This is a genomic window from Ignavibacteriales bacterium (assembly GCA_015709675.1).
Classification (GTDB): domain Bacteria; phylum Bacteroidota; class Ignavibacteria; order Ignavibacteriales; family Ignavibacteriaceae; genus H2-BAC3.
The window spans coordinates 758,753-770,918 of the sequence record CP054182.1 but is presented as its reverse complement, the minus strand read 5'-3'; the positions used below and the strand labels follow the sequence as shown (position 1 = coordinate 770,918).

5 protein-coding genes are annotated in these 12,166 nt (G+C 44.0%); 4 read left to right on the top strand and 1 reads right to left on the bottom strand.

Going from position 1 to position 12,166, the window contains the following annotated elements; all coding sequences use genetic code 11:
* Positions 1 to 15 precede the first annotated feature (15 nt).
* Complete coding sequence (locus tag HRU80_02745; GenBank protein QOJ27843.1) at positions 16 to 3,951, bottom strand: T9SS type A sorting domain-containing protein; 3,936 nt, start codon at positions 3,949 to 3,951, stop codon at positions 16 to 18.
* 306 nt (positions 3,952 to 4,257) lie between these two features.
* Between HRU80_02745 and HRU80_02740 the strand changes: the two genes are divergently transcribed.
* The 4 genes from HRU80_02740 to HRU80_02725 all read left to right on the top strand — a co-directional run bounded on the left by HRU80_02740 (position 4,258) and on the right by HRU80_02725 (position 12,127).
* Positions 4,258 to 6,771 carry a hypothetical protein gene (locus HRU80_02740; GenBank protein ID QOJ27842.1) on the top strand — a complete coding sequence of 838 codons (2,514 nt, stop codon included), beginning with the start codon at positions 4,258 to 4,260 and terminating at the stop codon, positions 6,769 to 6,771.
* On the top strand, positions 6,764 to 8,116 hold the full coding sequence (locus HRU80_02735; protein QOJ27841.1) for a sigma-54-dependent Fis family transcriptional regulator: 1,353 nt from the start codon (positions 6,764 to 6,766) through the stop codon (positions 8,114 to 8,116). Before HRU80_02740 ends, HRU80_02735 begins: the two co-directional genes overlap by 8 nt.
* Positions 8,117 to 8,347: 231 nt before the next feature.
* Positions 8,348 to 11,068 carry a patatin-like phospholipase family protein gene (locus HRU80_02730; GenBank protein ID QOJ27840.1) on the top strand — a complete coding sequence of 907 codons (2,721 nt, stop codon included), beginning with the start codon at positions 8,348 to 8,350 and terminating at the stop codon, positions 11,066 to 11,068.
* A 24-nt stretch (positions 11,069 to 11,092) separates the two neighbouring features.
* Positions 11,093 to 12,127: an LD-carboxypeptidase gene (locus HRU80_02725; protein ID QOJ27839.1), complete on the top strand. Its 1,035-nt coding sequence runs from the start codon at positions 11,093 to 11,095 to the stop codon at positions 12,125 to 12,127.
* The last annotated feature ends 39 nt before the right edge of the window (positions 12,128 to 12,166 follow it).

Here is a 12,166-nt window from a genome sequence, read left to right as displayed (position 1 = left end):
TGAGAGGATATTATATCACTTCATAAGAATGAGTTTTTTCACTGCCCTGAAATCACCCGCTGTTATCTGATAATAATATACTCCGTTTGTCAGATGGGAAGCATCATAGTTTACTGAATGATGACCCGCATCCTGATAACCGTCATATATATATCCGGCTACATTTCCGATAACATCATAGAGAACCAGTTTCACATAACTTCCTGAAGGAAGTGAATAAGAAATCTGAGTTGATGGGTTAAACGGATTCGGATAATTCTGATGCAAAACAAAGTTTTCCGGTGTAACAGAAACATTTACCGCAATGACTTTAGAATATTCATAATCACCGTTGTGATCCACCTGTTTAAGACGGTATTCATAATCACCGTCTTTTGTCAGAGAAGCATCAGTGAAAGAATACCGCCGTGGTTCGGTTGTTGTTCCGTTACCTTGAACATATCCGATATTCTGCCACGCAGCACCGGCAGCTCTTCTCTCAACTTCAAATCCCTTATTATTCATCTCTGTTGCTGTAGCCCAATTAAGCAAAACCTTACCGTTTACAGCAGTACCAGTGAAGGAGGTGAGTTCAACAGGGACGGGGCTGCCGAAGGTTAATGTTAATCTTAACTGAGAATATTCTGTCGCGCTAAAGATAAGACTTCCCACACCACTAATGTTTGCATCGAGAGTCGAATCAAAACTTTGGGCTTGTAGTCTACCAGAAATCTGGCCAGTAGAGTACGGAGTAAAATTGTAATTTAAGGTCATCCACGGGCCACTCCCAGCTTGAACTTTAATTGTATATATTTTGGTAAATCCACCGCTTGATGTCCCTTGCCGATAATCAACAAAGGATGGAATTGATGGGTTAACTGGTAAATTTAATCTTACGTCAAAAACTCCAGTTGGTGGAGCAGGAGGCAATTCTTGTTCACCTAATGCCGGATCAAGACCATCGGTAGCACTTGGATCAATTCCAACTTTTAAGATTTGTGATCCGCCGGCACCATCAGAAATCGTAAGTGAAATTTCGTGAAGCGCTGCTAATGGAGTATCTTTTTCTTTTCCACCCCCCTGCGATCCCTCTTCTGCCGGAGGAGGAAGTATAATATTTCCCGCCTGACTTGCTTTTACCCAATATCCCTTTCCGGACTCAAGCGTGGTTGGGGTTGTGTATCCGTTATTATATCCATAAAAACCCGTTGTAAGTATTCCCGCCGGATTAGTTGTGATTCCTGAAACCGGAACTGAATAATGGAAAGGACCAATAATATTCCAACCACTAACAACAGGTATATTTCCTATTACCATCTGTCCCTGCAAACTAACCGAACCGCCGGAAGTAAACTTTACCCAATACCCTATTTTGTTTTCCATTAAGCCGGTAGGAGGTATCGAAGTATATCCCGTTGAGTATTTATAAACTAAATCGGAGGCCGGGAAAATTGCAGATCTAGTCATGTTTGATGAATTTACCGGCACTGATAAAAGATTCCAACCAGATGAATAGCTTACCGTTGATTGTATCCCTTGTGCATATTCTATCCGAAGTCGGCTGACATCAGGATCGCTAAGACTATATGAGCTTTGTGTTCTCATGTTTATATTAATGAGCGTACCGTTGGACAGTACACCTTTAAGCGTAAACATTCCATTTGCGGGCAATGAAGCTGGATTCCAGGAAAAATTCATGGGATAACCTCCGGAGCCCGGCTGGAATCGCATTGTATATAGAGCTGTAGTTATAGTGCTGCTTCTGAAATCTTTCAAGGAAGGGGTAGCGAATGGAGTAGTCGGCAGTTCCATTCTTCCGTCAAAGATACCTGTTGGCGGCATAGGAGGCAGCTCAGCCTCTCCAAACTGTGCATCAAGCCCGTCAGTAGCTCCCTCACCCTGACCAATAGTAAGTGCGCCATTATCAGCTCCCGATGCCACCGTAATATTAAATTGCCATACAATGCTACCAGTTGGCGGACCGGGCTGAGTTACAGGACATGTCTTGGTAATTCCTCCACCTGTAATGGTAACTGTTCCAGTCCTCTGTGTTGGGGATGTGTTTTCAGAATAGCTGACCGTAACACTTCCATTGTTGCTTCCGCTGGTTGGCGTGACTGTTATCCATGTCTGGTCATCAGATGCAGTCCAACTAACATTGGATGTAACTGTTATCGGAAAACTACCCGCAGCACTGGAAGACGCAGTATAAGTGGTTGGGTTAATATTTAATTGATTCGTTGTTGCTGGAGGTTGAGAAATTTCACAAAAAACGGAAATCAAACCACCCTGAACAGTAACCATTCCAGTTCTTTGACTTGATGTAGTGTTTGCCGTGTAGTTTACCGTTATCGTGCCATTATTACTTCCATTTTGAGGACTTACTGTTATCCAGGATTGATTACTCGAGGCAGTCCAATTTAAATTGGAGCTAACAGTAATTGTGAAACTCCCCGCATTTGCAGATGGCGCGCTATATTCTTCTGGACTTATCATTAGTGATTGTGACGCTCCGCTCTGGGTTATTGTACAAATCAACCCCGTTGTTCCACTCGCAATAGCTATAATATCAGATCGGCTATTAAAACTGGTGTTTGGATCAACTGTCACATTTATTGAACCATTTCCGTTCCCAGAGGAGGGAGTAATAGTAATCCAGTTGGCACTTTCAGATGCGGTCCAGTTACAAGTTGCCGTTACAGAAATAGTAAAACTGCCCCCTTCAGCTCCAATATTCTTTGTGGTCGGCTGAATAGAAAGCGTACAATTGCCAGAAGTAGCGAGCCCTGCGTAATAAACATCATAGTCGCTTGTGCTACCCTGATATGGATTTGCAAAAACTACACCGGCATTGGAGCCTGACGGATGCAAACCCATAAAATCATCGGTGCTTGGCGGCATATCATCAGTATAAAGTGCTGCTTCCGAAGACCATGTTGGTAATTGAGCAACGCCGGAGGTAACTTTATAAACTTTTTGATTTTTAACGAATGTACACACTACAAAGCCGCTTGGGTTGTCAGTCATTTCAACCGTTGGAAATGTTGCGCTTGTTGCCAATGTATATTCCGTAGGCGATGAGGCAGTTGAAGACTTATAAAAATACTTGACATTACTACTTGTTCCCTGAAATGCAACAATCCAGTTATTTCCATAGGTGCCTATGGATGGTCCGCTCTTGTTACCGGATGAAGTAGATACATACGTTTCACTCCAGGTGGTTGAACCCATTCTTGATACAACTACTATTTGATCTACATTTGAAATTTTTGTGTTGAATACAAACATATTTGTCCCACTTGCCGTACCATCAACCCTTAACAAAGTGCTTGGATAAACAAAGTTAGTTGAGGAAGTAAAAATATCAGACCAGGAGCTGCCGTTGTTACTGCTTCTTCTGATTTGAAACTTGCCGGTTCCTCCGTTGACATACCCAACATAAATATCAGAAGAAGTTACAGCCACAACCGGTCGGAAAGTATTGTTACCGCTCTGTTCTACCCAGGTAACGCTTAACCCTGATGGGGTGGCCCCCACATTATATGAGCAGAATTCAATATCATAATCTGTGGTCGAATACTCAACTTGCCAGACGATATACAACTTGGAACCTGCTATGTATGCATAAGGGGTGCCAAGATTATATGTGGTGTTTGAAATCAAATCCCAATCATTCCAGCTTGTACCGTTGTTAGTAGAAATCCTTATTTTAATTGCCCTATTGCTTGAACCTAACTTATACTCATAAATAGCATAAAGGTAACTAGATGTACCTACTATGACGGGTGCCTTCTCATTTGCATTAGTATAAGCAACTTGTGAAAGCTCTGTAATATCCTCAATATTTTTCTTGACTTCGGACATCGTAAGAGCACTAGTGCTAGTGGATTGAATGAGATTCTCCTTTGTCTGCGGTATCAGCCCTTCTGATAAAAACAAAAGAAAAAATAAAAAAAGTAGTTGCCTGTGCATACTGACTCCAATTGATTTTGTGAATAGATTATTGAGTTTGTCTGCTGAAAAATGTTTAAGTATATTTTACTGGCTTTTGGCAAACCGGTATAATCACCACCTCATGTCCGACTTATTCAAATTATATGCCATACTTCAAAAATTGGTTGTGATATTTAAAAGCGGTTTTGTGGTTCTTTAAAACTTCTTCTGTTTCCATTTGGAATCACCCCCCCCCATTTTTGTTGATTTTTTGCATCGTTATTTCTTTTTTCTTTTCCATTTGCTCTGGTTTGTTTATTTTTCCTCCAATAAAAGGATGCATTCATGCGGCGGTTGGCTTTGTTCTTGGGTTCCTTTATAAAAAAACACAGGGTTTTCTTTTTTCAGATTACCGCTTCTATTCTTTTGTGCTTTTCTCTGCTCGCTCTTTTCCCATATAAATCAGATAAGTACATTGTTGTTGACCTCTCCAATATGTACTTTGCTCCTGATTTTGAATCTGCATTTATTGATTTTGAGGGTGATGGTATAACCGAGAGGGTTTTTCTCGGTTACGATCTCCTCCTTAAGCAGAGCTCATTAGTTCTCTTCAATGGGAAGGGAAACATCATTGATCAATGGAACTTCTCTGAGCGTTGGCTTCCCAAGTTTTCCTTTTCTGGTGATTATAATAATGATGGTGATAAAGAGTATTATGTTTTTACTCAGAAGGAAGATTCTTTATTTCTTTACATAATAGACCCTCTGTTAAAACCCCATTTTTATAAAAAACGGCTTTTTATGGCAAAGGCCGAGAACGTTTTTCTTAATCCAGTTGGTAAGTGGGATGTTTATTTTCATGGTGCTTTATTTACAGATCTTAACCAAGACGGAATCAATGAATTAGTCTTATCTATTCACAGCGGGTTTTCACAATTTCCGCGCAAAACAATTGTCTATGACCTTGTTAAACTAAAAATAGTTGCACAAACCCCCCGATGGGGAATGCCTCTTGGTTATCCGAATTTTGTTACAACCGACCGGGGTGATTCACTATTTTACTTCCGCCTGTCTGTTAGCTCCTTTAACATTCATGGTGATATAAAATATAAAGATGACAAAACCTGGTTCGTAACCTTAGACAAAAACCTGAATCCTTTATTTCAACCAATTCCGTTTGGTAAGGAGTTCTCCGGACTTACTACTTTTGCCACCACTTCTGGTGATAGTTTATTGTTTACCCTGATTAGCACTAATTATGGAACCGATATCAAAAAATCCACTTTATATACAATCACTGCCGGTGGAAATATCCTGCAGACCATGCGGCTGCCGGTTTCAAATAATTACACACTGTTTCAGATTCCAGATTTGTTTCCAAATACTAATTTTCTCTGTACTAACGACTCTTTATTTATTGTTGATCAAAACCTCTCTCTCCATTTCTTTAAGTCGGTACCTGCTCTGTTTGAGTTTACGGCTGAGATAAAGTTGGGCAGCGATTCTGAGAAGAAACTGTTGTTCTTAGATCTGACTCACTATTGGATTACAGACACAACCCTCTCAGAATTTACCAAAATTGATATGCACTTTGACCCACTTCGTTACAAAGTTCACTCAATACAAGGTTATTATAACGGCGCTAACCTTGCCATTGAAACCTCAGACGGTATTTATTTCGTTAATTACAAACCCAACCCCTGGTATCCCTACCGTTACATCTACCCCGCCGGGTTATTTGTTGTCTGTTTTGGTTTTGTTTTTTCGGGATATTGGTATATTAAACGGCGTATCTTCTTTCATCATTTTTCTGATCAGCTTTTTCTGAACGCACAGCGGGGAATCATCCTGCTCGATCATAAAGGTAAAATAGTAAAAATTAATTCGGCTATTAAGGATCTGCTCAAGATGAATCACTCGATGCATCGGGGTGCCAGATTTTCAACTGAGTTCGCTTCTTTTCCCGTTCTCCGGGATACCTTTTCATCAATGGTGCTGAATAAAAAGACCGTTGTCAGAGATTTTACCCTGCAGCACAAAGATGAAACACTCCGCCTTCAGATAAACGGCTATCCTCTTCATAAGGAAAATTCTGATCCTGTTGGTTATTTAATTGAGATTCTCGATTATTCTGATCCGATACATAAAGAGCGGATGAATATGTGGAGCGATACCGTTAAGCGCTTTGCGCATGATCTTAAAACCCCGCTTTCCTCTCTTTTTCTTATGGCTGATAATCTTCAGCAAAAGATTGAAGAATACCCTAAGGAGATTCACCGGCAGATGCTGACAGATTTGAAATACTTTACCGGAGAGATTACCCGTCTTAAAAAAATGACCAAGCGATTCGCGCAGTTTTCCGATTTTCAGAATGCCCATTTTAGCCGCGTTTCTGTTGCCCTGATTGTACGCAATGCACTTGATGAGCTCTATTCACTTATTACTCCCGGTATAACCATTACTAATCTTGCTGAAAAAGAGGAAATAACCATACTTGGTGATGCACTCCAGCTTCAGCAGGTGATGCAAATTCTTATCAAAAATGCGATTGAAGCCCTGTCAGGTTCAGGGGAAATTCTTATTAAATCGTATCTGGCACAAAACTTGAAAACTGATTCTTTAGATATGTGCACGATAGATGTCTGTGATAACGGATGCGGTATAAATGATGAACACCGGAGTAAACTCTTTGAACCGTTTTTTACTACCAAAACAGATGGTTCCGGGCTTGGGCTTTCCATCGCAAAGAAAATTATTCTTGAGCACCATGGCCAGATATATATTACTGAAAGTACCGCTTACAGCACCATAGTACGTGTAATGTTGCCAACCGGAAACAACGGAGTCGCTGATGTTTAAAATTCTACTGGTTGATGATGATGCTGTTCATCTGCAGTCAATGGAGCGAATGCTTTCAAACCGGGGTATGGAAGTGGTATCCGTCAACTCTGCTGCCGAAGCCCTTCAGATGGCTAAAGAGCAGGGTTTTCATTGTATCATAAGTGATGTTGTGATGCCTGAACTTGGCGGCATTGATCTGCTCAGCGAACTTGATAAAATACATTGCTTCACTCCTATTATTATGCTCTCCGGTCAGAGCAGTATCTCACATGCTGTAGAGGCGCTTAAGAAGGGTGCTTTTGATTTTCTTGAAAAACCGGTTGAAGTTGACAGGCTTCTGATTACCATTAAAAATGCAGCAGAAAAGCAGAAACTCGGATCTGAAAAGGCAGAACTGCTTTCACAGCTTGATTCGGTTTCTACAATGATTGGTGAGAGTGCCTCTTTCATGTATTTACTTAATCAGATTTATGCATGTGCCGCAACCGATGTTAAAGTGCTCATTATGGGGGAAAGCGGTGTGGGTAAGGAGCTTGTTGCCCGCGCTCTCCATTACCGAAGCAAGAGAAATGGTAAACCATTTGTCAAAATCAACTGTGCGGCCATTCCCGGCGATCTGCTCGAAAGTGAACTCTTCGGTCATAAAAAAGGGGCATATACCGGCGCTGACCGTGATTACGAGGGAAAAATATTTAAGGCAGACGGAGGCACACTTTTTCTTGATGAGATAGGCGATCTTGATCTTAAACTACAGGCAAAACTGCTAAGGGTTTTGCAGGATTTTGAACTTGATGCACTCGGCAGCAACAAGACCGTTAAGGTTGATGTAAGAGTTGTGTCTGCTTCCAATAAAAATCTGGATTTGATGGTTTCTGATGGCAGTTTCAGAAGGGATTTACTCCATAGAATTAATACCGTCAAGGTTACGGTTCCTTCTCTTCGCGAAAGAAAAAATGATATCCCCCTTCTTGCCCGCTACTTTCTCAAAAGCTTTGCTGAAAGTTACAATAAGCGTCTTATTGATTTTACTCCTCAGGTGATTAACTTATTAACTGAACACCACTGGCCTGGTAATGTTCGTGAACTTAAGAACGTCATTGAAAATATTGCTGTTTTTACCGAAAACTCAATTATAAACACAAAGGATATATTAAATGTTCTTGGGCTCGAAAGTATTCCGGAAGACGAACGCGATCAAATTACCTCAATAAACCAGGCGAGAGACAAATTTGAACGTGATTTCATCATTAATCATCTTGAAAGTAATGACTGGAAGATGAGTTATACTGCTCGAAAGCTTGGGATTGACCGCTCTGCACTGTTTAAAAAAATGAGGAAATTGGGAATAAAGAAAAAGGAATAACTAAACAATTAATATTGGTAGGATTTCCTCGGCTCCGCTCGGAAACCGGAGTTAATTGGCTTTGCTCGGAGGGTGAGGTTTCCTCGACTCCGCTCGGACACCGGGCTGGAGGTTCCCGAGCGGAGTCGAGGGGCGAGGGCGGTCCCCGAGCGAAGTCGAGGGGGGGTCGAGGGGCACATTTCCCCCAAATTATTCCTCCCTGATTGCCTAAATTTGTGGTTCAGATTTTTTTTGTTTTCCCGGATTAGTATCATAAAACTGCTTCTCATTATCGCTCTTCTTTTACCGGCTTTCGGCTTCGTTCAGTCACAGGATACCACCTTTATCCTGATGACCGAGTATGCTGAAAAGTCCCTCCCCTTCGGACTGAAGCAGAAAGTAGCTGTTCCCCGTCCGAAAGTGGGACTTGCCCTTAGTGGCGGCGGGGCGCGTGCATTGGCTCAGATCGGTGTTCTCCGGGCTCTTACCGAACGCGGTTTCCCGATTGATCTGGTCGTCGGCACAAGCATGGGGAGCATCATCGGCGGACTTTACTCCATCGGCTACTCGGTTGAGGATATTGATTCCGTTGCTTCCTTTACCAAGTGGGATGATCTGCTCGGCGGCGAGGCAAAGCAGAACCGGCGTGAGCTTTTTATTGACCAGAAACTCAGCGAGGATAAAGCCGTTCTCACTCTGCAGCTTGACGGCCTCAAGCCAATTCTTCCCACTGCCATTAACGACGGGCAGCGGCTTACCAATTATCTGAATCTTCTTTCCTTTCAGGCACCGGTCCGGCTGATTGATGATTTTAACGCGTTTGAAATTCCTTTCCGCGCTGTTGCTACTAATCTGATTACGGGTGAGCCGTATATACTCCGCGGCGGTTCTCTCACCCAGGCCATGCGCGCAAGTTCAAGCGTTTCGTTTCTTCTTTCACCGGTGCGCTATGATACCACACTGCTGGTGGATGGCGGACTGGTTGCCAATATCCCCGTTGATATAGCCCGTCAGGAAGGGGCTGACTTTGTTTTAGCCATTGATGCCACGGGTGACCTTCACTCCCCTGACCGGTTTGATCTTCCCTGGATTGTGGCAGATCAGGTAATCAGCATTCCGGTTAAGCTCCTTAACAGCAGGCAGCTTGAGAACGCGGATTTTGTTATCACCAGCGGAGTTTCAGCAAGCACTCTGGCTGATTTTTCTGAAGTTGCCGGCATGATTGATCTCGGTTATGAGGGCACACTCCCCATTCTGGATTCCCTCGAAGAGGTATATAACAAACGGTTTTATGACAATCTCCGGAAAAACGAGCAGTATCTCAGACGGGTTACCATTGATGAAAGCTCTACCGCCGGGCGCGAAATTCTTCTTTCATATATAGGCGCGGATTCTCTCTCAACTGCCCGGATTCTTTACGACCTCTACCAGCTTAACCGCAGCAATGAGTATGATTCTCTTTACGCGGTTATCCGTTCAGGGGAAGATGCCTCATATATATCAATCCACGGCAGGCGTGCTCCCCTTATCAGAAGCATCAGCTATGGCGGCATTGAAAGGATTGATACCGCTGCAGTTAACGCCCGGCTTAAAAGGCTGCTGAACAAGCCCTTTACTCCACACCGCATTCTGGACGGCGCAAAAGAAATTCTTAAAATGTACCGCTCTGCCGGCTATTCTCTTGCTGAAATTGATACCCTGCAGTTCTCGCACCAGACCGGAGTGCTCTATATATCCGTTAAGGAAGGCCTCATCAGCGATATTGATATTATCGGAAATACTTCCACGCTGGAGACCATTATCACCCGGGAGTTCCCGCTCCGCCCCGGCGATCTGTTTATCTATGACAGTTTTCAGCAGGGGCTTACCAATCTGCGCTCTACAAATCTGTTTGAAAATATCATCGTTTCTGTCAGCAAGGATAGCGGACGCAACCGGCTTATTATGGAAGTCTTTGAAAAAGAAACCAACCTGATGCGCATCGGTCTTAAGCTGGAAAACGAAAACAACCCTCAGATCAGCTTTGATATCCGTGATAACAACGTCTTTGGCAGCGGCAGCGAGCTCGGCCTGCTTCTTTTTCTTTCTCCGCGCGCGGGTATTCTCGGGGCAGAACACCGGGCTAACCGGATTTTTGATACCTATTTCACCTACCGCATAAATGCCTATTACTCCTGGGATGATATTTATATATACCGGGAGAATGCCATCAGCTCCGCGAATTTTAATAAAACCATTTCGGGGGAGTACCGCCAGAGCTTTACCGGTATATCTCTTTCACTCGGCTCACAGGTGAAGCGGTTCGGCAATCTGATTATCACAGGCAAATATGAGACCATACAGACCTCAAACCTGCGGGATAATTCCGTGAGCGAACTGCATGACCATATTTCCACCGTAAAGATATCCTCCGCCATAGACACGCAGGATAAATACCCGTTCCCTGAGCGGGGAGTCCGTTTTCATGCCTATTACGAAACCGCGTTAAAAGCACTGGGCTCGGATATCGCGTTTACCAATCTTGGCTTTGAGTACAAAGGATATATACCGCTTACCGAAAGCCATGTTCTCGGCACCGGGGCAAAGGTCGGGTTTGCCGATGCTACCATGCCTCTGCCGTATCATTATTCGCTCGGGGGGCAGAACAGTTTCTTCGGGATGAGGGAAGATGAATTCCGCGGGCGTCAGATTTTCCTCACGTCGGTTGATTACCGCGTCCGGCTGCCGTTTGATATATACTTTGAAAGCTATGCCCTCTTCAGATATGACCTGGGCTCTATGTGGGAGGTAAAAGACCAGATCCGCTTTAACGATCTGCGCCATGGCATCGGCATGACCCTTTCGCTGAATACCCCGATCGGCCCGGCTGATTTCTCCATCGGGAGAAGTTTCCGCTTCACCAAAAACCTGACCGATACCCCCATCCGTTCAGGCCCGATCTATCTCTATTTTTCCATCGGATATTATTACTGATACGCTCATATATACGGACTATTCATGAAACGCTCGCAGTTCCTCGCCTCTTCACTTCTGCTTTCCCTCACTCCATTTATCCGCTCGGAAGCAGGCAGCGTATCTAAAAAAACCATCATACCTCCCCGCCTGAACCAGGGGGACCGCGTCGCGCTGGTATCTCCCGGTGGATTTATCACTCCGGAAGAATTGCAGGAGTCCCGCGCCAATATCGAAGCGCTTGGTTTCGAAGTGGCTGAGGGGAAGGCAGTGGTAAGCAAATACGGCTACCTTGGCGGCAGCGATAAAGAACGCGCCGATGACATCAATTGGGCGTTTGGCGATACATCCGTAAAAGGAATCATCTGCACCCGCGGCGGTTACGGATGCGGAAGAATACTCCCCATGCTTGATTACCCTCTCATTGAACAAAACCCCAAAGTGCTGATGGGCTACAGCGATATCACCGCGCTCTTTTACGGTATATACGCAAAAACCGGTTTAACCGGATTCCACGGACCCGTCGGCATCTCCACGTTTAATGAATACAGCGTTAACCATCTGCGCAATGTGCTGATAAACCCTCAGCCGGTATATACGCTTGATAACGCCCCGGCCGATCCGGCCAATCCCGATTACGAGCTTTACACCATCTCCGGCGGAACTGCACGCGGTAAACTGATTGGCGGAAATCTCTCGCTTGTTGTCTCCGTTATCGGCACCCCGTATAATCCTGATTATACTGATTCCATCATCTTTCTTGAAGAAGTGCGTGAAGAGCCCTACCGCATTGACCGGATGCTCACACAGCTTATTCAGTCCGGCGCGATTGAGAAATGCAAAGGAATAGCACTCGGAGTATTTTCAAAGTGCAATCCTAAAGAAAGCGAATCAGGCATTACCTCATCCCTCACGCTGAAGGAAGTCTTGTTCGACCGCCTTGGCGGGCTTGGCATTCCGGTCTGTTACGGCCTTAGCTTCGGTCACATAGCAAACAAATATACACTCCCCTTCGGCACTCAGGCAGAGCTGGATGCAGACTCCCGCCTGCTCAAACTGACCGAACCAGCAGTAAAGTAAATGATTACGGATAGAGGATAATGGAAAATGTAAAGTAGT

Bases quoted from the DNA above. Each gene is read 5' to 3' on its own strand.
- HRU80_02745 (QOJ27843.1), bottom strand. From the start codon at position 3,951: ATGCACAGGCAACTACTTTTTTTATTTTTTCTTTTGTTTTTATCAGAA.
- HRU80_02740 (QOJ27842.1), top strand. From the start codon at position 4,258: ATGCGGCGGTTGGCTTTGTTCTTGGGTTCCTTTATAAAAAAACACAGG.
- HRU80_02735 (QOJ27841.1), top strand. From the start codon at position 6,764: ATGTTTAAAATTCTACTGGTTGATGATGATGCTGTTCATCTGCAGTCA.
- HRU80_02725 (QOJ27839.1), top strand. From the start codon at position 11,093: ATGAAACGCTCGCAGTTCCTCGCCTCTTCACTTCTGCTTTCCCTCACT.